Here is a 24,864-nt window from a genome sequence, read left to right as displayed (position 1 = left end):
GCGGAGAGATCGGCGCTGGCCTCCACGGTCTCGATCCGACTGGTCATCGCCGCGCTGACCGGCTCGCGGAAACGCTCCTCGTGGCCGTAGACGCGCAGCAGGATGTCGGATTCATCGACAATGCCGACCACCTTGTCGCCGTCCAGCACCGGCAGCTGCGAGACGTCGTAGAGCTTCATCCGGGAATAGGCGACGAGCAGCAGGTCGTCGGGCGCAACCGTCACCGTCGCGCGCTCGGCGTGGCGGCGGGCGATCAGGTCGCGCAGGTCGCCATGCTGCGGCCGCTCCAGGAAGCCCTGATCGAGCATCCAGTAGTCGTTGAACATTTTCGACAGGTACTTGTTGCCGCTGTCGCAGACGAAGGTGACGACGCGCTTCGGCTCGCTCTGCTCGCGGCACCAACGCAGCGCCGCCGCGACCAGCGTGCCGGTCGAGGAGCCGGCGAGGATCCCCTCGTCGCGCAGCAGCGCGCGAGCGGTCGCGAAGCTCTCGGCATCGGAGATGGTGTAGGCGCGGCGCACGCGCGATAGGTCGGCGATCGGCGGCACGAAGTCCTCGCCGATCCCTTCCACGAGCCACGAGCCCGCCTCGCCGACCTCGCCGGTCTCGACGTAGCGCGCGAGCACCGAGCCCTCGGGATCCGCGAGCACCATCTCGACGTGCGGCGCGACCCGCGCGAAGTAGCGCGACAGCCCGGTGATCGTGCCGCCCGAGCCCACGCCGCACACCGCGGCGTCGAGCCGACCTTCCATCTGCCGCCAGATCTCGGGCGCGGTGGTGTGCTCGTGCGCCGCGGGATTCGCCGGGTTGCCGAATTGATTGACGTAGTAGCCGCCGGTCTCGCGCGCGATGCGCTCGGCGAGGTCCTGGTAGTACTCGGGATGGCCGCGGGCGACGTCGGAGCGGGTCATGCGGACGTCGGCGCCGAGCGCGCGCAGGTGGAAGACCTTCTCGCGGCTCATCTTGTCCGGGATCACGAGGATCAGCCGGTAGCCCTTGCGCGCCGCGACCAGCGCGAGACCGAGCCCGGTGTTGCCCGCGGTCGCCTCGACCAGCGTCGAGCCCGGGCCGATCGCGCCGTCGCGCTCCGCGGCCTCGATCATCGCGAGACCGATGCGGTCCTTGATCGAGCCGCCGGGGTTCTGGTTTTCGAGCTTGACGAAGAGCTCGCAGGGGCCGGTGTCGAAGGCGGTGAGCCGTACGAGCGGCGTGTTGCCGATCAGTGGCAGGACGCCGGCGGTGGCGCCCGGAGGCTCCGATGCGCTCGCGGTCACGAGAGACGCACCATGCGCAACGCGCTCTCCAGGTCCCGCCAGAGATCCTCGACGTGCTCGAGCCCGATCGAGAGGCGCACCAGCGAGTCGCCGATGCCGAGCGCGCGGCGCTGGTCCACCGGGATCGAGGCGTGCGTCATGAGCGCCGGGTGCTCGGCGAGCGACTCGACGCCGCCCAGGCTCTCGGCGAGCGTGAACAGCCGCAGCGCGCGCAGGAAGCGGCTCGACTCCTCGAACCCGCCCTCGAGCTCGAGGGTGATCATGCCGCCCGGACCGCGCATCTGGCGCTCCGCGAGCTCGTGCTGCGGGTGCGACGCGAGCCCCGGATAGTGCACGCGCTCCACGCCCGGCGCGCCCTCGAGACGACGCGCGAGCTCCGCGGCGGTCTCGACGTGGCGCTCCATGCGCAGCGGCAGCGTCTTGATGCCGCGCAGGACGAGGTAGCAGTCCATCGGACTCGGCACGGCGCCGATCGCGTTCTGCAGGTGGCGAAGCTTCGCGATCAGCTCCTCGTCCGAGGTGACGAGCGCGCCGCCGACCACGTCGGAGTGCCCGTTGATGTACTTGGTCGTCGAGTGCAGGGCGACGGTCGCGCCGAGCGCGAGCGGACGCTGCAGCACGGGCGACGCGAACGTGTTGTCGACCACGACGCGGATCCTGCGCGCGCGCGCGAGCTCCGACACCGCCGCGATGTCGACGAGCTTCAGCATCGGGTTGCTCGGCGACTCGATCCAGATCATGCGCGTGCGCGGCGCGAGCGCGCGCTCGACCGCGTCGACCGAGCTCAGGTCGGTGAACGTCGCCTCGATGCCGAGCGGTCCGAGGACGGTCGCGAAGATGCGGTACGTGCCGCCGTAGACGTCGTCCCCGCACACGACGTGATCGCCCGGTCGCAGCGTGTGGAGCAGCGTCGTCGCGGCGGCGCAGCCGCTCGCGAACGCGAAGGCCGCCTTGCCGCCCTCGAGCAGCGCGAGCTGCGCTTCGAGCGCGGCGCGCGTCGGGTTGCCGCTGCGCGAGTAGTCGAAGCGCCTGGGCTTGCCGGGCTCGGGCTGCGCGAACGTGCTCGAGAGCACGATCGGCTGCATGACCGCGCCGTGCACCGGGTCGGGCTCCAGCCCACCGTGCACGGCGAGCGTCTCGAGATGCATCTCCTCGGTCTGGTTGCAAACGTCGTCGCGGTTCACAGGCTCGCCTCCTCGTACAGCACACCGGAAAGGTAGCGCTCGCCCGAGTCGGGCAGCACGACGACCATCGTCTTGCCGGCGAACTCGGGCAGCGCGGCGAGGCGCAGCGCGACCGCGGCGGCTGCGCCGCTCGAGATGCCGGCGAGGATGCCCTCCTCGCGCGCGAGCCGGCGCGCGACCTCGATCGCCTCCTCGTCGGTGACGGTCTCGACCCGGTCGACGATCGAGAGATCGAGAGTCTTCGGCACGAAGCCCGCGCCGATGCCCTGGATCTTGTGCGGCGACGGCGCGAGCGGCAAACCCGCGAGCGTCTGCGTGATCACCGGGCTCTTCGCCGGCTCGACGGCGACCGAGAGCAGCGCCTTGCCGCGCACCTTCTCGAAGTAGCGCGACACGCCGGTGATCGTGCCGCCCGTGCCGACGCCCGAGATCAGCACGTCGACGTCGCCGTCGGTGTCGTCCCAGATCTCGCGCCCGGTCGTCTCCTCGTGCACCTGCGGGTTCGCCGGGTTGTCGAACTGCTGCGGCATGAACCAGCGCTCGGGCTCGCGCGCGCGGATCTCCTCGGCGCGGGCGATCGCCGCCTTCATGCCCTCGGCGCCCGGTGTCAGCACCAGCTCGGCGCCGAACGCCGCGAGCACCTTGCGTCGCTCGAGGCTCATCGTGTCGGGCATGGTGAGCGTCAAGGGATAGCCGCGCGACGCGCACACGAACGCGAGCGCGATGCCGGTGTTGCCGCTCGTCGGCTCGACGACGCGCATGCCCGGGCGCAGCACGCCGCGGCGCTCGGCGTCGTCGATCATCGACGCACCGATGCGATCCTTCACCGAGAAAGCGGGGTTGCGTCCTTCGATCTTGCCGAGAAGCCTGACGTCGAGGCCGTTGCCGAGGCGCTTCAGCCGCACCAGCGGGGTGCGTCCGATGGTGCGCGAGTTGTCTTCGAGGATCTGCGCCATGCCGACCACCCTAGCGTGGCGACGGATCCAACACGACCGCGCGCTCCGAGCGTCGATTGCACGCTCGCATGCGCGCGCCGTCACGCGGCGAACGGATCGATGCGGAACTCCTTCACCGTCGGCATCGCGTTCAGCGTCTCGGCGAGGCGCATCGTGTTCCGCGCACTCATCGTCCGGATGATCATCCGGTACTCGAAGAACTGTCCCTCGCGCGTCAGGCGGTAGCTCAGGTTCGCGAGGCTGAAGCCGTGGCTGCGGATCAGCTGGCGCAGCTCGGGCTCCGGCATCACGGCGTCGCGCGGGAAGCGCACGACGTGGATCGCGTAGTGCTGGAGCGGCATCGCCGCCTCGATCCGCCGGAAGATGGTGAGCGTGCCGAGCGTGAGCGCGGTCGCCAGCACGACCGGCCAGTAGAAGCCGACGCCGGCGAGGATGCCGATCGCGGCGGTGATCCAGATCGACGCCGCCGTGGTGAGGCCGCGCACGCTGAGCCCCTCGCGCATGATGACGCCTGCGCCGAGGAAGCCGATGCCGGTCATCACGCCCTGCGCCATGCGGGTCGGGTCGACGCGCACGGTCTCGAGCACGGCCGGCGCGAACCACTCGCTCTGGTAGCGCGTCACGAGCATCAGCAGCGACGACGACATGCACACCAGCGTGTGCGTGCGGAAGCCCGCGGGCCGGCCGTGGAAGCTGCGCTCGAGGCCGATCAGTCCGCCGGCGACGAGCGCGACCGTCAAGTGCGTGACGACGTCGAGCTGGCTGCCAGTGCGCAAGTAGGAGAGAACGGGCTCCATCCACTCGTTCACGGATCCGCCCTCACTCGAGCCGCACGTCGAAGCGGGCCAGCACGTCGCCGGGGATCGCGCCGGCGCGCGCGATGTCGCGGTAGAGGTAGGCCGCCTCGCGCGGACGACGCGCGAGCCCGTGCTCCCGGTCGACCTCGAGGAGGCCGAAGGTCTTGGTGTAGCCCTCGGCCCACTCGAAGTTGTCCATCAGCGTCCAGTAGAAAAATCCGCGCAGGTCGACGCCGTCCTGGATCGCGCGGTGGCACTGCGCGAGATGCACGAGGAGATGCCGGCAGCGCGCGCGCTCGTCGCGCGTCGCCATGCCGTTCTCGGTGACGTAGAGCGGACGCCCGAGCGGGGCGAGGCGCACGAGCTGCGCGTGCAGGCCGCGCGGGTAGACCTCCCAGCCCATCTGGTCCTCGAACTCCGAGGGCTCGTCGGGACGGCGCGTGGCGTGCAGCGCCGTCTCGGCGACGTCGTCGCGACCCTGTACGCCGCCGGCCGTGTGCTGCGCCTCCTCGAGCCCGCCCGCGCGCACCAGCATGCGCGCGTAGTAGTTGAGGCCGACGACGTCGTACGAGCCCCTGAGGCCCGGAGCCTCGGCGCCGTCGCCGATCGGCGGTGCGACCACGCCGTGCAGCAGGCCCTCGAGGTAGTACTGGTTGAACAGGAAGTCCTGCTGCGCCGCGGCGGCGCGGTCCTCCTCGCTCGTCGGGTCGAGCGGCTCGATGAGCGGCATCTGCAGCACCGGCCCGACCTCGGTCGCGTGGCGGGTCGCTTCCTTGATCGCGCGGTACATCGCGCCGTGCGCGAGCAGGACGTGCTTCGCGACCGGCAGCGCGCGTGCGAGGTCGCGCACGCACGGCGGGTGGATGCCCATGACGTAGCAGAGCGCCGGCGCGACCATCGGCTCGTTGATCGTGAACCAGATCCGCACCCGATCACCGAGCTCGCGCGTCGCGTGCGCCGCGAAGCGCGCGAGCCAGTCGACCATCTTCGGGTTCTCCCAACCGCCCTGACGCTGCGCCCAGATCGGGTTCGTGAAGTGGTGCAGCGTCACCGTCGGCTCCATGCCGAGCTCGCGGATCGTGTCGCAGACCTCGCGGTAGTGGTCGATCTCGCGCGCGTCGAAGCGTCCCTCCTCGGGCTCGATGCGTGACCACTCGATCGAGATGCGCTGCGCGTTCATGCCGAGCTCGCGCGCGAGCGCGAAGTCCTCGCGGAAGCGCCGGTAGTGGTCGCAGGCGAGCTCACTGGTCGAGCCGTCGCGGACGCTGCCCGGCTGCTGCTCCCACTCCCACCAGTGGTTGTTCGTGCAACCGCCCTCGACCTGGTGCGCGGCGGTCGCGGCGCCGAACAGGAAGCCGTCGGGGAATCGCAGGTCCATCCGCTGCGAGTACAACGGATGTCGCCTTCGCGGAAGGCGCGCTCCTGCGCCGCGGCGAGACGGCTACTTTTTCAGGACGCGGCGCGCGACCTCGCACCACGTCCGGTACATCGCGTCGCCGAACAGCACGAAGCGGATCTCCTCGAGCTTTTCCGCGTGCTCGGCGCAGGTCGTGAGCGCGATCTCCGCCGCCTCCTCGGCCGGGTAGCCGTACACCCCGCACGAGATCGCCGGGAAGGCGATCGTGCGCAGCCCGTGCTCGTTGGCGAGCGCGAGCGACGAGCGGTAGGCCGAGCGCAGGAGCGGCGCCGAGCGCTCCGGGCTCGAGTACACCGGCCCGACGGTGTGGATCACGTGCCGCGCGGGCAGCTTGAAGCCCGGCGTGATGCGCGCCTCGCCGGTCGGGCAGCGGACGTCGGGCGCCACCTCGGGGATCGCGCGGCACGCCTCGAGCAGCTCCTTTCCGGCCGCGCGGTGGATCGCGCCGTCGACGCCGCCGCCGCCGAGCATGCGCTGGTTCGCCGCGTTGACGATCGCGTCGACGTCCTCGCGGGTGAGGTCGCCCTCGCGGATCACCAGCGTGCAGCCGTCGTTGAGGGTGAAGCGCTCCATCTGCGGCACCTCCGCTCGATCAGCGTCGTATCGTCGGGTCTCAACCGCGAAACAACACCTCGCAGCCGGTGCCGGCAAGGGCCGCGTCGACCCGCTCGCGGTCCGCGTCCGCGAGCGACGCGTAGCGCTCGCGCAGCCAGCGCAGGCACTTCCCCTGGTAGGGGAACGGCCGCTGCGTCCAGCGCGCGCCGTCGATCTCGCACACCACCTCGTCGGCGCCGCGCGCGAGCGCGTCGGCGTTGGCGAGCAGGAACGGCGCGTACGTGCGTCCGACCTCGCACAGCAGCGCGCGCAGCGACGCCGGCACGGGCTCGAGCGACGCCCAGCCGTCGTCCGCGACCTCGAGCCAGGAGAGATCGTCGACGCGGCTCACCCACGCGACCACGCGCGGCGCGCGCTCGGCCGCGATCGCGCTCGGCGTCGGATCGAAGTGCGCGAGCTGCGTGAGCTGTCCGAAGAGCGCGAAGTCGGCCGTCGCCGGACGCGTGCCGAACAGGAACGGACGCTCCGTCAAGCATGCGGAGAGGAGCTCGAGGAGGCGCACGTAGCTCGACTCGATCGTCGCGCGCGTCATCTCGTTCGAGCCGACCACGGCGAGGCGCCCGATCTGACGCTCGCCGAAAGAGCGTGCGATGCTCGCGTGCTCTTCCGGCGTGAGCTCGAAGTTCAGCTCGAGCGGCAGCACGTGCGACGCCTTGCGGGCGTCCTCCTCGTACGCCCAGCGGTAGTGGAACATCGCCTTCGTCAGCCACTCGTCGGCGTAGTCCTCGATGAGCGCGTCGATGAAGGCGAGCGCCGGGTCGGGCGGCAGCACCGAGCGCTCGCGGAACGTCTCCTCGAGCCGCCGGATCTGGAACGTCGAGTCGATCATCGCGCTCGGCGGCGCGCCGTTCTCGCCCGGGAAGACCAGCACGGGGATCAGCGCCACCGGCACCGGCGGCACGTCGCGCGCCTCGCGCGACGTGTGCGGGATCCAGCGGAACGGGATCCGCCGGTAGCGCAGCACCGCGCGCATCTTGCGGCTGTAGGGCGAGCCGTAGCCGCCGACCAGCGAGAGCTCGGGCTTCGACATGGCGCTCCTCCGTAGGCCGTCTGCGCTACGCTATTCGCACTCGTCGTGCAATATCCACGATGCTTGACGTACGCCGGCGTCGCGCCATCCTGGGATCGTGACGGCGAAGAAGCGCGCGGCGACGGCCGGAGGCGGCGGCGATCGAGCCCGCGACGAGCGGATCCGCTGCAAGCACGTGCGCGAGCCGGCCGCGGCCGAGGACGGCGCGCGCTTCCTGGTCGACCGGCTGTGGCCACGCGGCGTCCGCAAGGAGGATCTGCACGTCCGCGCCTGGCTGCGCGACCTCGCGCCGAGCGACGAGCTGCGCCGCTGGTTCGGGCACGATCCGGCGCGCTGGGCGGAGTTCCAGAAGCGCTACTTCGCGGAGCTCGCGCGCAATCCGGAGGTCGTCGAGCCGCTGCTCGAGGCGGCGCGCGCGGGCGTCGTCACGCTGGTCTTCGGCGCGAGCGAGCGCGAGCACAACAACGCGGTCGCGCTCGCGAGCTACCTGCGGCGACGCCTGCGGACGAAGGCGAAGGCGCCCGCGAAGAAGCGCGCCGCTGCTGCGCGCGCGCGTCGCGCTGCGCGCTAAGCCCGCGGCGCGGCGAGCGCGCCAGGACCGGGACGCGAGCGCGCCAAGTGTGGAACCGTGAACCCCGGCGCGCGTCAGCGCTCGCGCAGCGCCCGCAGCACGGCCGCGCTCGCCGCGCTCGGATCCTCGCCGTGACGGATCTCGGCGAGCAGCGGCAGCGCGCTCTGCTCGCGCAGCGTCGCGGCGAGCGTCTGCGTCGCGAGGTCTTCCTGCGGCAGGACGTGGTTCACGACGTAGCCCGCGACCGACACGCCGCGCGCCGCCGCGGCAGCAAAGGTCAGCAGCGCGTGGTTGATCGCGCCGAGGCGCGCGCCGACGACCACCACGAGCGACGCGCCGAGCTCACTTGCCAGATCGAGGTACGTCGTCCGCCCGGCGAGCGGCACCAGCAGCCCGCCCGCGCCCTCGACCAGCAGCAGGTCGACCTCGGCGGCGCGTCGGCGGTACGCCGCCACGAGCGCGCCGACGTCGAGCGTCTGGCCCGCGCGCTGCGCCGCGACCGCGGGCGCGAGCGGCTCGGCGAGCGCGAGCGCGCAGACCTCATCGAGCGGCTCGACGCTGGCATGCGCGCCGCCATTTGCGCCCGCTGCCGCGTCGCGCAGCGCGAGCGCGTCCTGTGGCACGAGCCGTCCGCTCGCATCCGACGCGCACCCGGTCTCCGCCGGCTTGCGCACCGCGACGCGCAGCCCCGCCGCCACCGCCGCACGCGCGAGCCCGCACGCGACGTACGTCTTGCCGACGCCGGTGTCGGTGCCGGTGACGAGGAAGATCACGCCTCGGTGACCTCGCGGATCGCGCGCGCCGTCGCGCCGACCAGGAGATCGAGCTCGTCGACGCGCAGCGAGAGCGGCGGCATCAGCACGATGACGTTGCCGAGCGGACGCAGGATGACGCCGTGGCGGCGCACCACCTCGCACACGCGCTGTCCGATGCGCGCCGCCGGCGGATACGACGCGCGCGTGTGGCGATCCTGCACCAGCTCGATGCCCACCATCAGCCCGCGCCGGCGCACCTCGCCGACGTGCGCGAGCGGCGCGATCTGCTGCTCGAGCGCGTCGCCGAGCGCGCGCGCGATCTCGTCCACGTGCTCGAGCGTCCGCTCGGCCTCGAACACGTCGAGCGACGCGAGCCCCGCGGCGCAGGCGAGCGGGTTTCCGGTGTAGGTGTGGCCGTGGAAGAAGGTGACGAAGTCCTCGTACGGCCCGAGGAAGGCGTCGAACAGCTCCTCGGTCGCGAACGTCGCCGCGAGCGGCAGGTAGCCGCCCGTGATGCCCTTGCCGACGCACATCAGGTCGGGCGTCACGCCGGCCTGCTCGCACGCGAACATGGTGCCGGTGCGGCCGAAGCCGGTCGCGACCTCGTCGCAGATCAGCAGCGTGCCGGCCTCGCGCGCGAGCGTCGCGAGCTCGGCGAGGTAGCGCGGCGGGTGCGTCCACATGCCGGCCGCGCCCTGCACGAGCGGCTCGACGATCACCGCCGCGAGCTCGTCCGCGTGCGCGCGCAGCTGCCAGCGCGCCTCGGTGAGCGCCGCCTCGCACGCCTCGTCCTCGCTCATGCCGTCGCGCCAGCGGAAGACGTGCGGCGGCCGCAGCCGCACGACGTCGAACAGCAGCGGCCGGTAGAAGCGGTGGAAGGTCTCGCTGTAGCCGACCGACACCGCGCCGAGCGTGTCGCCGTGGTACGCCTCGACCAGCGACGCGAACTTCGTGCGCCGCCGCTCGCCGCGGAGCTGCCACGCCTGGAAGGCGATCTTGAGCGCGATCTCGACCGCGGTCGCGCCGGCGTCGGAGTAGAAGACACGCGTCAAACCGGGCGGGACGACGCGCACGAGGCGCGCGGCGAGCTCGGCCGCGCCGGGGTGCGTCAAGCCGAGCATCGTCGAGTGCGCGATGCGGTCGAGCTGCGCGCGGACCGCGGCGTCGATCGTCGGATGGCGGTGGCCGTGCACGTTGCACCACAGCGACGACACGCCGTCGAGGTAGCGCCGCCCCTGCTCGTCAATCAAATAGTTTCCATCGCCGGCGACGATGACCAGCGGCTCCGAGGAGAGCCAGTCGCGCATCTGGGTGAAGGGATGCCAGAGGTGGCGCCGGTCGAGATCGGCGACGGTCGCGGCGGTCGGGGCGCCGTTACCCGGGACTGCTTTCGTCATGCGGTGCGGCTCTCCTCGACCGCGCGGATCAGCACGTCGGCCGCGCGGTCGATCTGCTCCTCGGTGTGCGTCGCGAGCGGCGTCAAGCGCAGGCGCGCGGTGCCGGGCGGGACCGTCGGCGGACGGATCGCGGGCGCGAGGACGCCGTTCTCCAGGGCGCGCTCGGCGACCCGCAGCGCGTGCGCGGCGTCGCCGACCATCAGCGGCACGATCGGGCTCTCGAGCGGCTGCATCGCGATCCCGGCGCCCGCGAGACGCTCGTGCAACCTTCGCGCGTTGCGCCACAGCGCCGCGCGCCGCTCGGGCTCGGAGCGCGCGATCGCGACCGCCGCGCGCGCGGCGCCGACCACCGCCGGCGGCAGCGCCGTGCTGTAGACGTACGCGCGCGCGCGGTTCACCAGCACGTCGATCAGCTCGCGCGAGCCGGCGACGAACGCGCCGTAGCCGCCGAGCGCCTTGCCGAGCGTTCCCATGCGGACGGTGACGCGCGCTCCCGCGCCGAGCGCGGCCGCGAGCCCCGCGCCGTCGTCGCCGAAGACGCCGACCGCGTGCGCCTCGTCGAGCATCAGCCACGCGCCGTGACGCTCGGCGAGCTCCGCCATCTCGCGCACGGCTGCAAGGTCGCCGTCCATGCTGAACACCGAGTCGCTGACGATCAGCCGGCGGCGCGCGCGCGACGGTCGCGCGAGCTGGCGCGCGAGGTCGTCGACGTCGCGGTGGCGGAAGATGCGGATCTCGGCGCGCGACAGCCGACAGCCGTCGATCAGGCTCGCGTGGTTGAGCTCGTCGCTCAGCACCTCGTCGCCGGCGCGCAGCAGCGCCGCGAGCACGCCGATGTTGGCGTGATAGCCCGAGCCGAAGAGCAGCGCCGCCTCGCAGCCGAGCCAGTCGGCGATCTCGCGCTCGAGCGCCGCGTGCGGCGCCATGTGGCCGCTGATCAGCGGCGACGCGCCGCTCCCCGCGCCGGACTCGCGCAGGGCCGCGATCGACGCCTCGATCAGCCGCGCGTCGCCGGCGAGGCCGAGGTAGTTGTTCGAGCACAGGCAGAGCACGCGCCGGCCGTCGAGCTCGACCTCCGGGCCCTGCACGCTGCCGATCGTCCGCCGGAAGCGACGCAGGTGGCGCGACGCGAGCTCGTCGAGCTCGTGCGCGAGCTCCGCGGCGGGCAGCATCGACGGCTCGGTAGGCAAGCGTCGGGTGGCTGTCAACCCGCTGCTGAAGCAGGGTTGACGGCCCACCGACGCGCCTTGCGCGCGCCGACGATGCGCGCGCCTTTCGCCCGCCGCGGCCTGCTGGTAAGGGCGGCGCGTGGCTCGCGCGCGCACCGTCTTCGTCTGCCAGCAGTGTGGCGCGCAGTTCGCGAAGTGGCTCGGGCGCTGCACCGAGTGCGGCACCTGGGAGAGCGTCGTCGAGGAGGCGGCGCCGTCGCGCGCGTCGAGCGGCGGCGGCTTCGGCGGCTCGCGCACCTCGGTCGTGGTCGCGGGGCAGCGCGCCGCACGTCCGGTGCCGCTTTCGAGCGTCACGCCGCAGAGCCACGCGCGGCTGCCGACCGGTCTCGACGAGCTCGACCGCGTGCTCGGCGGCGGCATCGTGCCGGGCTCGGTGACGCTGCTCGGCGGCGACCCGGGCATCGGCAAGTCGACGATCGGCCTCCAGGTGCTCGGCGAGCTCGCGCGTCGCGGGCTCACCGCGCTCTACGTCAGCGGCGAGGAGTCGCCCGAGCAGGTGAAGCTGCGCGCCGACCGCCTCGAGTGCAACGAGTCGGTGCTGATCCTGCCCGAGACCTGCGTCGAGGACGTGCTCGCGCACATCGAGGCGGTGAAGCCCGGCGTCGTGCTGATCGACTCGATCCAGACGATGCACTCGCGCGAGCTGACCTCGGCGGCGGGCAGCGTCGGGCAGGTGCGCGAGTGCGCGGCAGCGCTGGTCGCGCAGGCCAAGGCGAGCGGGCGGCCGACGATCATCGTCGGCCACGTCACCAAGGAGGGGACCATCGCCGGGCCGCGCGTGCTCGAGCACGTCGTCGACACGGTGCTCTATTTCGAGGGCGACCAGGGCGGCGGGCTCCGGCTGCTGCGCGCGGTGAAGAACCGCTTCGGGCCGACCAACGAGGTCGGCGTCTTCGAGATGGGCGAGCGCGGGCTCGTCGACGTCGCGAACCCCTCGGCGGTGCTGCTCGCCGAGCGCCCGCGCGGCGCGCCGGGCTCGGCGGTGCTGCCGACCATCGAGGGCACGCGTCCGCTGCTGGTCGAGGTGCAGGCGCTGTCGGCGCGCTCGGCGCTCGCCATGCCGCGCCGGACGACGCTCGGCCTGGACGCGAACCGCGTCGCGGTGCTGACCGCGATCGTCGACAAGCGCGCCGGCCTCAAGCTCTACGAGCACGACCTGTTCGTCAGCGTCGCGGGCGGCATCCGCGTGCAGGAGCCGGCCGCCGACCTCGCGATCATCGCCGCGATCGGCTCGAGCGCGAACGACGCGCCGCTGCCCGAAGGGCTCGTGCTGTTCGGCGAGGTCGGGCTCGCGGGCGAGGTGCGCGCCGTGCGCCACGCCGAGACGCGGCTGCGCGAGGCGGCGAAGCTCGGCTTCACGCGCGCGATCGTTCCGGGCGCGACCGCGAGCACCGTGCGCGTCCCGGCGGGGCTCCGCGTCGAGGGAGTCGCCTCGGTGCAGGAGCTGTGGCAGGCGCTGTTCGTCGGCAGGCGCCGGCGCGCGGCGGCGGCGTCCGGACGCTCGGCGCCCGACGACGCGTTTCGCTCCGCGCCCGACGACGCGGACGACGTCTACGGCGACTGAGTCAGCCGCCCGCTTCGCGCACCGCCTGCTGGATCTCCTCGATCGGCCGCTCGCGCTGCGGGGCGCCGTGCAGCGTGCGGCCGAGGAAGGAGAGGATCGCCTCGGTCGCGCGGTCGCGCTCGAGGTCGACGGGAATGACGTGCCCGCAGCGCTCGAGGACGACGAGCTCGACGTCGCGCGAGCCGACGCGACGCGCGAGCCAGTGTGCGCCCGACACCGGACAGGTGCGGTCGAGCCGCGAGTGCACGATCAAGAGCGGCTGCGTGACCGCACCGACCTGACGGCGCACGGTCACGCGGAGCTGGTTGAAGGACAGCACGGACGCGACGCGGAACGGCGCCGACTTCGGGTGCGTCGCGCGCACGACCGGGTCGCGGATGTCGCTCTCGCGCTTCGGGATGCGGCGGTCGCGGACGCGCGGCGGGAACGTCCGGTCGGCGAGCCAGAGGACCGCACGCAGCGTGGTCGGCAGCGTCACCGCGGGCGACAGCGCGACCAGCGACGAGACCTCGCCGGGACGACGGCGCGCGAGCTCGAGCCCGAGCAGCGCGCCCATCGACAGCCCGATCACCGCCTTCGGCGCGCCGGGCGCGAGGTCGTGCAGCTCCGCGAACGCTTCCTCGACCGCGCGGTCCCAGGCCTGCCAGTCGTTCGGCTCGTCCGGAGGAGCGTCGCCGTGACCGGGTAGCCGCACGCCGAGGACCTGGTAGCCGGCCGACGCGAGCGGGTCGGCGAGCCCCTGCATCTCGTGTGGCGTGCCGGTGAAGCCGTGCACCAGCAGCACGCCGCCGCGCGTCCCCTCGCCGGCGCGGAACGCGATCGCCATCGGCCGTCCTCAGACCGGCGGGATCTCTTGCAGGCGGTCGGCGTTGACCTCGATCTGCGCCTTCGTCTTGAGCTCCTGGAGGTAGCGCTGGAAGACGTCGGCGCGACGGCGCTCGAGGATGCTCTGGCGCGTCTCGTCCATCTTCTTCGCGATCTCCTCGTCGCTCGGCACCGTGCGCTCCTTGAGCTCGACCACGAACGCGTCGCTGGTGACGACGAACACCTGGTCGGGGAGGCGCTTGTCCTCGGTGAGCGCGAACGCCGCGTCCTTGAGCTCCATGCTCGGGCCGATCTCCGGCACGTAGCCGCCGACGCGGGCGAACTCCGGCGTGGTCTCGACCTGCTTGCCCGCGGCCTCGGCCGCCTTCTCGAGGCTGCCCGCGCTCGCCGCGGCGGCGCGCAGCTCCTCGGCCTTCTTCTTCGCGGCCTCGGTGCCGCGCTCGAGCCGGTAGGCCGCCTCGACGCGGTCCTTGACCTCGGCAAGCTCCGGCGTCCGGCTCGGCACCTTCTCGACGAGCTTCGCGATCACGACGGTGCCGTTGACGTCGGTCGGCTCGGTGTAGCCGCCGGGGGGCAGCTCCCAGAGCGCCGTGGTGAGCGGCATCGAGCGGCCGACGGTCGGGAAGGCGGCGCCGCGGGTCATCGGCGCCGGACGCTCGACGGTCAGGCCGCGGCGCTCGGCGATGGCGTCGATCGACTCGCCGCCGACGAGCGCCTTCTGGTCCTCCTCGGCCACCTCGCGTGCCTTCTCGGTGCCGGCCTCCTTCTTGAGCGCCTGCACGATCTCGTCACGCACCTCGTCGAGCGGCTTCTCGCGCTCCTCGCGCACCTCGTCGACGCGGACCAGGTGCAGGCCGAAGGGCGTCTCGACGATCTCGCTGATCTCGCCCGGCTCGAGCGAGAACGCGGCTTCCTCGAAGGCCGGCGTCATGCGGCCGCGCGGGAAGAAGCCGAGATCGCCGCCGTTCTCCTTCGAGCCGACGTCGTCGGAGTACTCCTTGGCGAGCTCCGCGAAGTCTGCGCCGTTGCGCAGCTTCTCCTGGACCTCCTCGATGCGCTTGCGGGCCTCCGCCTTGGTCTCGTCGCTCGCGTCGGGCGCGACGCGGATCAGGATGTGGCGCGCCTTCACCTCGTGCGGCTGCGTGAAGCGGGTCTTGAGGTTCGCCTCGTAGTACTCGTTGATCTGCTCCTCGCTGACCTCGACCTCGTCGGAGAACTTCTCCGGGGCGTAGGCGAGCAGCTCGACCTTGACCTTCTCGGGCTCCTGGTAGCGCTGCTTGTTGGCCTCGAAGAACTTCTCCAGCTCCTCGTCGGTGACCTCGACCGAGCCGGTCTCGTCCGAGGCGGGGAACTTCACGAAGGCGAGCGAGCGCTTCTCCTCGCGGGCGACGACGGCGTCGCGGACCTCCTGGTCGCTGACCGTGACCCCGTCGAGGACGATCTGCTGCAGGCGCTCGGCGGCGAGGTCCTCGCGGCGCATGGCCTCGTACTCGGCGGGCGTGAGCCCGATCGAGCGCAGGGCGCGGACGTAATAGTTCTTGTCGAAGCGCCCGCCCGGGGCGAAGCCGCGGCTGTCGACGATCACGTCGCGCAGCTCCTGGTCGGTGATCTCGATGCCGAGGTTCTCGGCCTGGTTGAGCAGCACCAACCGGTCGATCAGGCCGTCGAGGGCGCGCTGGCGCAGGTTGAGCGCCTTGCGGACCTCCGGGGTGAAGTTGCCCTTGTAAGCCTCGCGGTAGGCCTCGGCCATGCTGCGCTCGGCGCGCGCGATCTCGATCTGCGAGATCGGCTTGCCGTCGACGATCGCGACCGTCGTCAGCGGGTTGCCGCCGCTCACCACCGCCTCGACACCCCACAGCACGAACACCAGGATGATGATGCCGAGGACGACCTTGACGAACTTCGACTGCGCGTGGCGCCGGACGAAATGCAGCATCCCGCGACGATAGCGGTGGCGCCCGCCGGAAGGCAACGCGGGAACGGATGTCGCGCGCCGTTCGCGAGGCGGCGACGGCGACAAGCAAACGTCAAATTGGGCGCGAAACCGCGCCCGGACCGTTGCCGCCCGATAGGGCATCTGGTACTGACGGGTCGCTTTGCTGATGCTCCGCGAGAGGGGCGGTCATCAGAAGCGGGGGGGTGTCGGCAACACCATGATTTTCGATTCGCTGCTGGGGTGGTTCTCGAACGATCTTGCGATTGACCTCGGCACCGCCAACACCCTCATCTACCTGAAGGGCGAAGGGATCGTCTGCAACGAGCCCTCGGTCGTGGCGATGCAGAAGGAGAGTCGCAACGGCCGCCGGGTGCTCGCCGTCGGCGCCGAGGCGAAGCGCATGCTGGGGCGCACGCCCGGCAACATCATCGCCATCCGGCCTCTGAAGGACGGCGTCATCGCCGACTTCGAGATCACCGAGGCGATGCTTCGCTACTTCATCCAGAAGATCCACGGCCGGAAGTCGCTGTTCCGCCCGCGCATCATCATCTGCGTGCCGTTCGGCTGCACCGAGGTGGAGAAGCGGGCGGTGCGCGAGTCGGCCGAGTCGGCGGGTGCGCGCGAGGTCTACCTGGTCGAGGAGCCGATGGCGGCCGCGATCGGCGCCGGTCTGCCGATCACCGAGCCGACCGGCAACATGATCGTCGACATCGGCGGCGGCACCACCGAGGTCGCCGTGATCTCGCTCTCGGGCGTCGTCTTCTCGAAGTCGGTCCGCGTCGGCGGCGACAAGATGGACGAGGCGATCATCCAGTACATCAAGCGGAAGTACAATCTGCTGGTGGGTGAGCGCACCGCGGAGCTGATCAAGATCACGATCGGCTCGGCGTACCCGTCGAGCGAGATCCAGACCATGGAGATCAAGGGCCGCGACCTGGTCGCCGGCGTGCCGAAGACGGTCGAGATCTCCGACGAGGAGATCCGCGACTCCCTGCTCGAGCCGATCAACCAGATCGTCGAGGCGGTGCGCATCGGCCTCGAGCGCTGCCCGCCCGAGCTCGCCTCGGACATCGTCGACAAGGGGATCGTGCTGGCAGGCGGCGGCGCGCTGCTGCGCAACCTCGACGTCCTGCTGCGCGAGGAGACCGGGCTGCCGATCATGCTCGCCGACGATCCGCTCACCGCGGTGGTGATGGGCGCGGGCAAGGTCCTCGACGAGCTGAGCCTGCTCAAGGATGTCACCATCCAGTAGGCACGCGGCCGAACTCACCGGCGAAACCGCCCACACGGACGAGAGCGCAGGTCTCCGGAGCACGACGCGCGTGACGAGCGACGGCGACGCGGCATGCTGACGCTGCTGCGCCGCTACTCCGTCCTGTTCAGCACCGGCACCCTGCTCGCCCTCTCGCTCGCCCTGCTGGTGACCAACACCCGGGGGAAGCGCCGCATCGACCCGCTCGGCGTCGTCTTCCTCGAGGTGATCACGCCGATCAGCACGCTGATGAGCACGGTGTCGAGCACCATGGGGCGGACCTGGCGCGCGTACGTCGACCTGGTCGGGGTGCGCCAGGAGCGCGACTGGCTGCGGCAGCGGGTGCGCGAGCTCGAGGCGCAGGCGCAGCGCGTGACCGCGATCGAGAGCCAGAACGCGCGCCTGCAGGCGCTGCTCGATCTGCGCGAGGGGCTGCCCGGACAGTCGGTCGCGGCGCGCCTCACCGGCGTCGACGCGAGCGGGCTCTTCCGCACGGCGACCATCAACAAGGGCGAGAACGACGGCGTCACGAAGGGGATGGCGGTGATCGCGCCGATGGGCGTGGTCGGGCGCGTGGTGTCGACCAGCCCGAACGCCGCCCGCGTGCTGCTGCTCGAGGATCCATCGAGCGGTGTCGATGCTCTCGTGCAGAGGAGCCGCGCGCGCGGCATCGTCGAGGGCAGCCTGAACGGCGGATGTCAGCTCAAGTACGTGAAGCACCGCGAGGACGTGCGGGTCGGCGACCTGGTCACGACCTCGGGGCTCGACGGCATCTTCCCCAAGGGGATCCCGGTGGGGACGATCGTGCGCCTCGCGCGCGAGGAAGGGGGGTTGTTCCAGACCGCGGAGATCGCGCCGGCGGTGGACTTCAACAAGCTCGAGGAGGTGCTGGTGGTGGAGGCGCCGGAGAACGAGGTGCCACCCGAAGCCTCGCGAGCGGACTCGTCGGGCAACGGACGACACGGCGGTTGACGCTGCGCGATGCGGCCGCTGTTGATCTTCGCCGTGGCCGGCGTGCTGGCCGTGGTGGTGCAGACCACCCTCGTGCAGCGCCTCGGCTTTCTCCCGGCGGCGCCGGACCTGATCGTGGTCCTCGTCGTCTACCTCGGGCTGCACTACCACTCGCCGGGCGGCGCGGTCGGCGCGTTCCTGCTGGGCTACCTGCTCGACACCTTCTCCGGCGCGGTGCCCGGACTCTACTGCCTCACCATGACCCTCGTATTCGGGGTGGTATACCTCGTCTCGAAGCGGCTATGGATGGAGAACCCCATGTCGAACATCGCCGCCGTGGCGCTCGGCTCGGCGGTGAAGATCGTCACGGTGGTGCTCTACTTCGCCGTCGCGTCGGCGCGGACGGTGAGCTGGGGGGTTGTGCTGCGGACGCTCGGCATCGAGGCGTTGCTCGCGCTGGTCTTCGCACCGGCGGTGTTTTCTGCGCTCGACAGCTACGTGCCACGTCCCGTGAGGTCGTCGCATGCCGCTGAATAGCCGCGAAGCGCCGAACGAGATGCGCCGCCGCCTGCTCTTCTCGGGGCTGGGCGTGGTCGGTCTGTTCAGCGCGCTCGGGCTGCGGCTCTACAAGCTGCAGATCGGCGAGGGCGAGATGTGGCGCTCGCTCTCCGAAAACAACCGCATCCGCCTGCAGCGCATCGCGGCGACGCGCGGTCTGATCTACGACCGCAACGGCGAGCCGCTGGTCGACAACCGGCCGTCGTTCGACGTCGTCGTCGTCCCCGAGGACACGCCGAACCTCGCCGAGACCATCCAGCGCGTCGCCGAGTTCCTGAAGGCCGACGGCATCAACGTCAAGGCGCTGATCCAGGCGGCGCGCGCGCGTCCGCCCTACGAGGGTCTGATCATCAAGCGCGACGTCGACTGGGAGCACGTCGTCATGCTCGAGACGCACCAGCTCGAGCTCCCCGGCGTGAGCCTCGACGTCGGCCCGCTGCGCACCTACCCGTACGGCTCCGTCGCCTCGCACCTGCTCGGCTACGTCGGCGAGGTCTCGGCGGACGAGCTCGGCAAGTACCCGGGCTACCGGATGGGCGACCTGATCGGGAAGTTCGGCGCCGAGAAGTCCTGGGAGAGCCGGCTGCGCGGCATCCCGGGCGGCCAGCAGATCGAGGTCGACGCGCTCGGACGCAAGCTGCGTGTGCTGTCCCGCGTCCCGCAGACGCAGGGCAACAACATGATCTTGACGATCGACCGCCGGCTTCAGGCGTTCACCGAGCAGCTGATGGAGCCGCACGACGGCGCGGTGGTCGTGCTGCGTCCCGACAGCGGCGAGATCCTGGCGCTGGTGAGCAAGCCGTCGTTCGACCCGAACGTGTTCGCGCGCGGCATCAAGCGCGAGGAGTGGCGCGAGCTGTCGAACAACAAGACGCGTCCGCTCAACAACCGCGCGATCCAGGGCCAGTACCCGCCGGGTTCGACGTTCAAGATCGTCACCGCCGCGGCGGCGCTCGAGGAAGGCGCGGTGACGCCGTTCACGCGCATCTTCTGCGGCGGCGGCTACCACTTCGCGAACCGCACGTACCGCTGCTGGAAGAAGGGCGGGCACGGCTCGGTCGACCTGCACCGCGCGCTCGTCGAGTCCTGCGACGTCTACTTCTACCAGGTCGGGCAGCGGCTCGGCGTCGACACCATCGCCGAGTACGCGCACCGCTTCGGCCTCGGCATGACGACCGGCATCACGCTCGACCACGAGAAGCCTGGCCTGATCCCGACCTCCGAGTGGAAGAAGGCGCGCTTCGGCGAGCCCTGGTTCGCGGGCGAGACGCTGTCGGTCGCGATCGGCCAGGGCTACGTGCTCGCGACGCCGCTGCAGATGGCGAACGTGATCGCGACCGTCGCGAACGGCGGCACGCGCTACAAGCCGCACTTCGTCAAGCGCATCGAGAGCCCCGCGGGCGAGGTCGTCGAGACCATCGAGCCGGAGGTGCTCGGCACGACGAACCTGCGCAAGTCGACGCTGCTGCAGATCCGCGAGGCGCTGCGCGACGTGGTGAACGCGCGCAACGGCACCGGCAAGAAGGCGAAGCTCGACACCATCCAGGTCGGCGGCAAGACCGGCACCTCGCAGGTCTTCAAGATGGGCAAGCAGACCAAGACGCACCATCTCGCGAAGCACCTGCGCGACCACGCGTGGTTCGTCGCCTTCGCGCCGGTCGACGCGCCCGAGATCGCGATGGCCGTGCTGATCGAGCACGCGGGCGGCGGCGGCGGCGCGATGGCGGCGCCGATCGCGCACGACGTCGCGGACTTCTACTTCGCGCTCACCCGCGGTCGCTCCTACCAGCTCGCGAGCGCGACCGCGGACTCCGACGGAGGGCACGCATGAGGCTGATGGTCGATCGTCGGCTCATCTACCACTTCGACGTGGTGACGATGCTGCTGATGCTGACGATCATCGCCATCGGCACCGCGTCCGTGTACAGCGCGAGCTGGGATCCGCATTCCGCGCGCGCCAGCACCTTCGCCTGGCGTCAAGCAATGTGGGCGACGATCGGCACCTGCGCGACGATCGCGATGGTATGCTTCGACTACCGGAAGCTCGAGCGCTGGGCGTACGTCGCCTACGCCGGCGGGCTCGCGCTGCTGCTCGCCGTGCCGCTGTTCGGCACGGTGACCAACGGCTCGCGGCGCTGGATCGACCTCGGCGCGTTCTCGGTGCAGCCGTCGGAGATGATGAAGCTCGCGCTGATCATCGTCCTGGCGCGCTACTTCCACCGCAAGATGCGCCCCGAAGGTCTGCGTTTGCGCGACCTCGTCGTCCCGGTGCTGCTGTCGCTGCCGCCGGTGCTGCTGATCCTCGCGCAGCCCGACCTCGGGACGGCCGGCGTGTTCTGCTTCGTCATCGCGAGCATGGTCGTGCTCGCCGGTCCGAGCCCGCGCACCTGGGCGATCATCGGCGGGGCGGCGCTCGCCCTCGTTCCGGCGCTGCCCTACCTGATGTCGCATCTGAAGCCGTACCAGCTGAAGCGCATCCAGACGTTCCTCAACCCCGAGCTCGACCCGCTCGGCGCGGGCTACCACGTGATCCAGTCGAAGATCGCGATCGGCTCGGGCGGCTTCTCCGGCAAGGGCTTCCTGCACGGCACGCAGAACCAGCTCAAGTTCCTCCCCGAGCAGCACACGGACTTCATCTTCTCGGTGTTCTCCGAGGAGTGGGGCTTCGTCGGCGCGATCGGGCTGATCGCGCTCTACACGGCGCTCATGCTGCGCGGGCTCGTGGTGGTGAACCGCGCGAAGGAGCGCTTCGGCGCGCTGCTCGCCTTCGGCGTGCTGGCGAACATCTTCTGGCAGGCGGTGATCAACCTCGGCATGACCACCGGGCTGCTGCCCGTGGTCGGCATCACCCTGCCCTTCTTCAGCTACGGCGGCTCGTCGCTGATGACCTTGATGGCCGGCGTCGGGCTCGTGATCAACGTGAACATGCGCCGGTTCTCACCCGAGCGCATTCCCAACTTCTGATCCGGAGCGGACATGGAGAACCTTCTCGAGAGCCTCGCCCACGACGTTCACGTTGACCCCGAGAAGGTTCTGATCTCGATCGGCTTCGCCGCGCTCTGTGCCTACATCCTGGCGCTGCTCTACCGGATCACCTACCGCGGCAAGAAGCCGTACTCGCGGAACTTCGCGCTGTCGCTGGTCTTCATGGGCGTGCTGGTCGCGCTGGTGATCGCGCTGATCGGCGGCAGCATCGCGCGTGCGCTCGGCGTGTGGGGCGCGTTCTCGGTGATCCGCTACCGCCTGCGCGTCAACGACGCGGTCGATCTGTCGTACGTGCTGGCGGCGGTCGTGGTCGGGCTCGCGTGCGGTGTCGGCGAGGTCGTCGAGGCCGCGCTCGCGACGCTGTTCCTCATGGTGCTGATCCTGCTGTTCCACTTCTCGTCGATGGGTCTCGCGCGCGGCGGCGCCAAGGACGACGCCGCGGCGGCGGACGCCGACTGACGCACGCATGCGGCCCGCTGGCGACCTCGAGCTGATCGTCCAGCCGGACGACAGGGTCGAGCGCGTGCTCGAGCTCCTGCACGGCGTCCAGGACTCGCTCGAGATGAAGCAGTTCACGCTGCACGAGCACTCGGTGATCGACGCGATCATCCGCGCGCACCAGCGCGGCGTGCAGGTGCGCGTCATGCTGAACCCGCACCGCACGGGCGGCAGCCGGGTGAACGACGAGACCTACGAGAAGCTGCGCGAGCACGGCGTGCCGGTCGAGTGGACGAACCCGCAGTTCGTCATCACGCACGAGAAGTCGATGGTGCTCGACGGCCGCCGCGCGCTGATCGCGACCTTCAACCTGTCGAAGAAGTACTTCGGCCAGACGCGCGACTACGGCGTGCTGACCTCGAACCCCGTGCAGGTCGAGGAGATCCGCCGCTGCTTCGAGGCCGACTGGAAGCGCGCGCCGTTCCGTCCCGCGCCGAAGACGAACCTCGCCTGGAGCGCCGACAACTCACGCACGATGATGGCGGAGCTGATCGACTCCGCGCGCCACCGCCTCGACGTGCAGCATCCGAAGTTCGTCGACGCGACCATCCTCGACCGCGTCGCCGCCGCGCAGGACCGCGGCGTGCACGTGCGACTGCTCTCGGGCGGCAAGCACGGCATCAGCATGGCGGACGCGCCCGACACCTTCAGCGCGCTGCGCATCCTGCGCCGCGCCGGCGTCAAGGTGCACCGGCAGAAGCACCTCAAGCTGCACGCCAAGATCATCATCGCCGACGAGCGACGCGCGCTCGTCGGCTCGATGAACATCGACCGGCGCTCGTTCGATCAGCGCCGCGAGCTCGGCATCGTGCTCGAGGACCAGCGCCTCGTCGAGCGTCTGTCGCGCATCTTCGAGCACGACTGGCACAAGGCCGAGCCGTACTCGCCGCCGGATCCGCTCGATCTCGCGAGCCACGACCACGGCGAGCTGCCGGACGATCCCGACTTCGTGCACGAGTAGAGGTCGCGGCGCGCGCTGCTCGGGTAGAGCGCAGCGCGGCGCTGTGTGCGCGCCCTGCGGAAAGCACGCACGCCCGACGACCAGGAGCCGTCGGGCGTGCGAGAAGGCTCGATGCCGAGTTCCGGACCGAGCCGGGCGCTCAGGCGACGACGCTCTGCACCGCCTGCGCGAGCCGGCTCTTCGGCACCGCGCCAACGATCTGCTCGTGCACCTGCCCGCCCTTGAAGACGATCAGGTTGGGGATGCCGCGCACGCCGTAGCGGCTCGGCGTCGCCTGGTTGTCGTCGACGTTGATCTTCACGACCTTGAGCTTGCCGGCGTACTCGTTGGCCAGCTCCTCGACCACCGGCGCGATGGCGCGGCAGGGTCCGCACCACGGAGCCCAGAAGTCGACGAGCACCGGTGTGTCGGACTGCAACACCTCGGCTTCGAAGGTCGCGTCGCTGACTTCTCGTACGTTCGACATTTGGCGTTGCTCCTTGTCTCGAAACGGATGGGGAGGCTAGCAGGCAGCAAGGCCCATTCCAATTCGGCCCTCCCATTGTGACCCGAACCTGGCCCGGCGCGAAGCGCGCCCGTCTCTGCCGCAGCTCACCCGCGCCTCGCGTCGGCCTCGAGGTAGGCGCGGTTGGTGACCTCGAGCTTGTCGTGCACGACGGTGCGCAGGTGCGCGAGCAGAGCCGTGCGCTCGGGGCCGTCGGCGTCGTACGCCCCGGCGCGGATCTTCTCGCAGAGCGCCTCGTTGCGACGCCGCACGGCGGCGGCGAGCTCGTCGCGCCCGCGCGGCATGGGCTCCGCGCCGAGGAGACCGTCGAGCCCGCGCCACTCGCGCTCGGCGTGCGCCGTCTCGCTCGCGAGCTCGCGCCGCACGAGATCGACGGCGTTGGCCGCGACGCGCGCGAGGAACTGCAGCCGGCCCTCGGTCGCCGGAACGACCTCGTCGGCGAGGAAGCGTCGCACCGCGGAGAGCAGCTCGTCGATCGTCGGCCGGTCCTGCATCAGAAGGCCCTCCCCTCGATCAGGTTGAGGAGCTCCCACTCGGTCTCGGCGGTGCGCCGTCCGATGCTCGCGAGCTCGACGCTCGGCACGATGCCGTCGAGAAAGCCGCGCGCCTGGACCAGCGTGAAGACGCCCCAGCGCAGGTTGCCGTAGATCTCCCAGAAGCGCACCGCCTGCGGATCGACCGCGCGCCCGCTCGCCTTCGCGTACGCCTCGAAGAGCTGCTCGCGCGTGCCGATGCCGCCGAGCGGCAGGTGGTCGGCGCCGAAGCGCCACGAGCGCACGCACAGCCAGCCGAGGTCCTCGAGCGGGTCGCCGACGTGCGCGAGCTCCCAGTCGAGCACCGCGCGCAGCCCGTCCTCGCCGACCATCACGTTGCCGATGCGGAAGTCGCCGTGCACGAGGGTCACGTCGCCCGGCGGCGGCTGGTGCGTGCGCAGCCAGCGCAGCGCGATCTCGAACGCCGGGTGCGGCTCGACGGTGATCTGCCGGTAGAGCTGCTCGAGACGGTCGAGCTCGCTCGTCGCGACGGGCACGCCGGGCGCGGGACGGGGCAGGAACTCGAGCTGCCCCTCGCCGACCGGCACGCGGTGGATCGCGGCGAGCGCGCGCGCGAGCTGCTCCGGCAGCACCGCGCGCGCCCGAGCCCAGCGCTCGTCGCGCACCAGACGCCGGCCGATGGTCTCGCCCTGCAGACGCTCCATCACGTAGAACGAGCGTCCGCCGGCCTCGCCCGAAACGAGCGCGCGCGGCACCGGCGCGCCGGCCGCGTGCGTCGCCTGCAGCAAGCGCAGCTCGTCGTGCGCCGAGAAGGCGCGAAACCCGCTGCCCGGCCGGAACACGAGCACGACCAGCGGCAGGTGCTCGTCGGGCTGGCCCGCGCGCGAGAGCGTCGCGTCGACCGCCCAGGCCTCGCGTGCGGCACCACCTGTCATCGAGCGCATGCCGCTCAGCGAAACCTGCGCGCCCGTCTCGCGCTCGAGCAGCGGTGCCACCGCGGCGGTGATGTCGGCGGGATTCATCGGCGTTGCTCTACCGTCATCGCGCCGTCGCGTGCAAAGCCGCGACGCGTCCGAGGGGCGCCTATCGCGCCGCGCGTCTTTCTGGCGT

General features: G+C 71.2%; 24 protein-coding genes. 9 read left to right on the top strand and 15 right to left on the bottom strand.

The window, feature by feature from the left end:
- The 7 genes from VIS07_15710 to VIS07_15680 all read right to left on the bottom strand — a co-directional run.
- The coding region (locus tag VIS07_15710; GenBank protein ID HEY8516955.1) for a pyridoxal-phosphate dependent enzyme at nucleotides 1–1,274 on the bottom strand (1,274 nt) is incomplete at its 3' end.
- Entirely contained in the window at nucleotides 1,271–2,422 is a 1,152-nt protein-coding gene (locus VIS07_15705; protein ID HEY8516954.1) for a PLP-dependent aspartate aminotransferase family protein, read from the bottom strand. The genes VIS07_15705 and VIS07_15710, both read right to left, overlap by 4 nt.
- Before the next feature lie 32 nt (nucleotides 2,423–2,454).
- Complete coding sequence (gene cysK, locus VIS07_15700) at nucleotides 2,455–3,414, bottom strand: cysteine synthase A (GenBank protein ID HEY8516953.1); 960 nt, start codon at nucleotides 3,412–3,414, stop codon at nucleotides 2,455–2,457.
- An 80-nt stretch (nucleotides 3,415–3,494) separates the two neighbouring features.
- Nucleotides 3,495–4,211 (bottom strand): MgtC/SapB family protein, encoded by a 717-nt coding sequence (locus tag VIS07_15695; protein ID HEY8516952.1) that lies wholly within the window; start codon nucleotides 4,209–4,211, stop codon nucleotides 3,495–3,497.
- A 22-nt stretch (nucleotides 4,212–4,233) separates the two neighbouring features.
- A complete protein-coding gene (locus VIS07_15690; GenBank protein ID HEY8516951.1) occupies nucleotides 4,234–5,589 on the bottom strand; it encodes a glycoside hydrolase family 1 protein in 1,356 nt (451 codons plus the stop codon).
- Between the two features lie 63 nt (nucleotides 5,590–5,652).
- Complete coding sequence (locus VIS07_15685; GenBank protein ID HEY8516950.1) at nucleotides 5,653–6,201, bottom strand: O-acetyl-ADP-ribose deacetylase; 549 nt, start codon at nucleotides 6,199–6,201, stop codon at nucleotides 5,653–5,655.
- Between the two features lie 40 nt (nucleotides 6,202–6,241).
- Nucleotides 6,242–7,273: a glutathione S-transferase family protein gene (locus tag VIS07_15680; GenBank protein HEY8516949.1), complete on the bottom strand. Its 1,032-nt coding sequence runs from the start codon at nucleotides 7,271–7,273 to the stop codon at nucleotides 6,242–6,244.
- A 160-nt stretch (nucleotides 7,274–7,433) separates the two neighbouring features.
- Between VIS07_15680 and VIS07_15675 the strand changes: the two genes are divergently transcribed.
- The gene (locus tag VIS07_15675; protein HEY8516948.1) at nucleotides 7,434–7,844 is read left to right on the top strand and encodes a DUF488 family protein; all 411 of its coding nucleotides are present in this window, start codon (nucleotides 7,434–7,436) and stop codon (nucleotides 7,842–7,844) included.
- 74 nt (nucleotides 7,845–7,918) lie between these two features.
- On the opposite strand, the gene bioD is transcribed toward VIS07_15675, so the two are convergent.
- Genes bioD through bioF form a run of 3 tightly spaced genes read right to left on the bottom strand, consistent with a single transcriptional unit; the run spans nucleotide 7,919 to nucleotide 11,168 of the window.
- Nucleotides 7,919–8,617: a dethiobiotin synthase gene (gene bioD, locus VIS07_15670; protein ID HEY8516947.1), complete on the bottom strand. Its 699-nt coding sequence runs from the start codon at nucleotides 8,615–8,617 to the stop codon at nucleotides 7,919–7,921.
- Nucleotides 8,614–9,996: an adenosylmethionine--8-amino-7-oxononanoate transaminase gene (gene bioA / locus VIS07_15665; protein ID HEY8516946.1), complete on the bottom strand. Its 1,383-nt coding sequence runs from the start codon at nucleotides 9,994–9,996 to the stop codon at nucleotides 8,614–8,616. The genes bioD and bioA overlap by 4 nt, the downstream gene beginning before the upstream one ends.
- Entirely contained in the window at nucleotides 9,993–11,168 is a 1,176-nt protein-coding gene (gene bioF, locus VIS07_15660; protein HEY8516945.1) for an 8-amino-7-oxononanoate synthase, read from the bottom strand. Before bioF ends, bioA begins: the two co-directional genes overlap by 4 nt.
- A 136-nt stretch (nucleotides 11,169–11,304) precedes the next feature.
- Between bioF and radA the strand changes: the two genes are divergently transcribed.
- A complete protein-coding gene (gene radA / locus VIS07_15655; GenBank protein ID HEY8516944.1) occupies nucleotides 11,305–12,789 on the top strand; it encodes a DNA repair protein RadA in 1,485 nt (494 codons plus the stop codon).
- Between the two features lies 1 nt (nucleotide 12,790).
- On the opposite strand, the gene VIS07_15650 is transcribed toward radA, so the two are convergent.
- Nucleotides 12,791–13,615 carry an alpha/beta fold hydrolase gene (locus VIS07_15650; protein ID HEY8516943.1) on the bottom strand — a complete coding sequence of 275 codons (825 nt, stop codon included), beginning with the start codon at nucleotides 13,613–13,615 and terminating at the stop codon, nucleotides 12,791–12,793.
- 9 nt (nucleotides 13,616–13,624) lie between these two features.
- The gene (locus tag VIS07_15645; protein ID HEY8516942.1) at nucleotides 13,625–15,550 is read right to left on the bottom strand and encodes a SurA N-terminal domain-containing protein; all 1,926 of its coding nucleotides are present in this window, start codon (nucleotides 15,548–15,550) and stop codon (nucleotides 13,625–13,627) included.
- A 217-nt stretch (nucleotides 15,551–15,767) separates the two neighbouring features.
- Between VIS07_15645 and VIS07_15640 the strand changes: the two genes are divergently transcribed.
- The 7 genes from VIS07_15640 to VIS07_15610 all read left to right on the top strand — a co-directional run bounded on the left by VIS07_15640 (nucleotide 15,768) and on the right by VIS07_15610 (nucleotide 22,755).
- Entirely contained in the window at nucleotides 15,768–16,802 is a 1,035-nt protein-coding gene (locus VIS07_15640) for a rod shape-determining protein (protein ID HEY8516941.1), read from the top strand.
- Between the two features lie 93 nt (nucleotides 16,803–16,895).
- Nucleotides 16,896–17,774 carry a rod shape-determining protein MreC gene (gene mreC, locus VIS07_15635; protein ID HEY8516940.1) on the top strand — a complete coding sequence of 293 codons (879 nt, stop codon included), beginning with the start codon at nucleotides 16,896–16,898 and terminating at the stop codon, nucleotides 17,772–17,774.
- Nucleotides 17,775–17,783: 9 nt separating this feature from the next.
- Nucleotides 17,784–18,290: a rod shape-determining protein MreD gene (mreD, locus tag VIS07_15630; protein ID HEY8516939.1), complete on the top strand. Its 507-nt coding sequence runs from the start codon at nucleotides 17,784–17,786 to the stop codon at nucleotides 18,288–18,290.
- Complete coding sequence (gene mrdA / locus VIS07_15625; protein ID HEY8516938.1) at nucleotides 18,277–20,142, top strand: penicillin-binding protein 2; 1,866 nt, start codon at nucleotides 18,277–18,279, stop codon at nucleotides 20,140–20,142. The genes mreD and mrdA overlap by 14 nt, the downstream gene beginning before the upstream one ends.
- The gene (rodA, locus tag VIS07_15620; GenBank protein ID HEY8516937.1) at nucleotides 20,139–21,275 is read left to right on the top strand and encodes a rod shape-determining protein RodA; all 1,137 of its coding nucleotides are present in this window, start codon (nucleotides 20,139–20,141) and stop codon (nucleotides 21,273–21,275) included. Before mrdA ends, rodA begins: the two co-directional genes overlap by 4 nt.
- Before the next feature lie 12 nt (nucleotides 21,276–21,287).
- A complete protein-coding gene (locus VIS07_15615) occupies nucleotides 21,288–21,755 on the top strand; it encodes a DUF4956 domain-containing protein (GenBank protein ID HEY8516936.1) in 468 nt (155 codons plus the stop codon).
- Between the two features lie 7 nt (nucleotides 21,756–21,762).
- Nucleotides 21,763–22,755 carry a phospholipase D-like domain-containing protein gene (locus VIS07_15610; protein HEY8516935.1) on the top strand — a complete coding sequence of 331 codons (993 nt, stop codon included), beginning with the start codon at nucleotides 21,763–21,765 and terminating at the stop codon, nucleotides 22,753–22,755.
- Between the two features lie 139 nt (nucleotides 22,756–22,894).
- On the opposite strand, the gene trxA is transcribed toward VIS07_15610, so the two are convergent.
- The 3 genes from trxA to VIS07_15595 all read right to left on the bottom strand — a co-directional run bounded on the left by trxA (nucleotide 22,895) and on the right by VIS07_15595 (nucleotide 24,776).
- Nucleotides 22,895–23,221 (bottom strand): thioredoxin, encoded by a 327-nt coding sequence (trxA, locus tag VIS07_15605; GenBank protein HEY8516934.1) that lies wholly within the window; start codon nucleotides 23,219–23,221, stop codon nucleotides 22,895–22,897.
- 125 nt (nucleotides 23,222–23,346) lie between these two features.
- Nucleotides 23,347–23,754 carry a DUF6285 domain-containing protein gene (locus VIS07_15600; protein HEY8516933.1) on the bottom strand — a complete coding sequence of 136 codons (408 nt, stop codon included), beginning with the start codon at nucleotides 23,752–23,754 and terminating at the stop codon, nucleotides 23,347–23,349.
- Nucleotides 23,754–24,776, bottom strand: coding sequence for a phosphotransferase family protein (locus VIS07_15595; GenBank protein HEY8516932.1), 1,023 nt, complete (start codon nucleotides 24,774–24,776; stop codon nucleotides 23,754–23,756). The genes VIS07_15600 and VIS07_15595 overlap by 1 nt, the downstream gene beginning before the upstream one ends.
- Nucleotides 24,777–24,864: the final 88 nt, after the last annotated feature.

It is taken from the genome of Candidatus Binatia bacterium, from assembly GCA_036563615.1.
Classification (GTDB): domain Bacteria; phylum Desulfobacterota; class Binatia; order UBA12015; family UBA12015; genus DATCMB01.
The sequence above is the reverse complement of the archived record's forward strand: the minus strand, read 5'-3'. Positions and strand labels throughout refer to the sequence as shown.

Excerpts from the sequence above, each read along its gene's own strand:
- VIS07_15640 (HEY8516941.1), top strand. The coding sequence starts at position 15,768 with ATGATTTTCGATTCGCTGCTGGGGTGGTTCTCGAACGATCTTGCGATT.
- VIS07_15645 (HEY8516942.1), bottom strand. The coding sequence starts at position 15,550 with ATGCTGCATTTCGTCCGGCGCCACGCGCAGTCGAAGTTCGTCAAGGTC.
- VIS07_15615 (HEY8516936.1), top strand. The coding sequence starts at position 21,288 with ATGGAGAACCTTCTCGAGAGCCTCGCCCACGACGTTCACGTTGACCCC.
- VIS07_15705 (HEY8516954.1), bottom strand. The coding sequence starts at position 2,422 with ATGCATCTCGAGACGCTCGCCGTGCACGGTGGGCTGGAGCCCGACCCG.
- VIS07_15690 (HEY8516951.1), bottom strand. The coding sequence starts at position 5,589 with ATGGACCTGCGATTCCCCGACGGCTTCCTGTTCGGCGCCGCGACCGCC.
- trxA (HEY8516934.1), bottom strand. The coding sequence starts at position 23,221 with ATGTCGAACGTACGAGAAGTCAGCGACGCGACCTTCGAAGCCGAGGTG.
- VIS07_15680 (HEY8516949.1), bottom strand. The coding sequence starts at position 7,273 with ATGTCGAAGCCCGAGCTCTCGCTGGTCGGCGGCTACGGCTCGCCCTAC.
- cysK (HEY8516953.1), bottom strand. The coding sequence starts at position 3,414 with ATGGCGCAGATCCTCGAAGACAACTCGCGCACCATCGGACGCACCCCG.
- VIS07_15610 (HEY8516935.1), top strand. The coding sequence starts at position 21,763 with ATGCGGCCCGCTGGCGACCTCGAGCTGATCGTCCAGCCGGACGACAGG.
- mreD (HEY8516939.1), top strand. The coding sequence starts at position 17,784 with ATGCGGCCGCTGTTGATCTTCGCCGTGGCCGGCGTGCTGGCCGTGGTG.
- VIS07_15595 (HEY8516932.1), bottom strand. The coding sequence starts at position 24,776 with ATGAATCCCGCCGACATCACCGCCGCGGTGGCACCGCTGCTCGAGCGC.
- VIS07_15650 (HEY8516943.1), bottom strand. The coding sequence starts at position 13,615 with ATGGCGATCGCGTTCCGCGCCGGCGAGGGGACGCGCGGCGGCGTGCTG.
- VIS07_15600 (HEY8516933.1), bottom strand. The coding sequence starts at position 23,754 with ATGCAGGACCGGCCGACGATCGACGAGCTGCTCTCCGCGGTGCGACGC.
- VIS07_15695 (HEY8516952.1), bottom strand. The coding sequence starts at position 4,211 with ATGGAGCCCGTTCTCTCCTACTTGCGCACTGGCAGCCAGCTCGACGTC.
- mrdA (HEY8516938.1), top strand. The coding sequence starts at position 18,277 with ATGCCGCTGAATAGCCGCGAAGCGCCGAACGAGATGCGCCGCCGCCTG.
- mreC (HEY8516940.1), top strand. The coding sequence starts at position 16,896 with ATGCTGACGCTGCTGCGCCGCTACTCCGTCCTGTTCAGCACCGGCACC.
- bioF (HEY8516945.1), bottom strand. The coding sequence starts at position 11,168 with ATGCTGCCCGCCGCGGAGCTCGCGCACGAGCTCGACGAGCTCGCGTCG.
- rodA (HEY8516937.1), top strand. The coding sequence starts at position 20,139 with ATGAGGCTGATGGTCGATCGTCGGCTCATCTACCACTTCGACGTGGTG.
- VIS07_15685 (HEY8516950.1), bottom strand. The coding sequence starts at position 6,201 with ATGGAGCGCTTCACCCTCAACGACGGCTGCACGCTGGTGATCCGCGAG.
- bioA (HEY8516946.1), bottom strand. The coding sequence starts at position 9,996 with ATGACGAAAGCAGTCCCGGGTAACGGCGCCCCGACCGCCGCGACCGTC.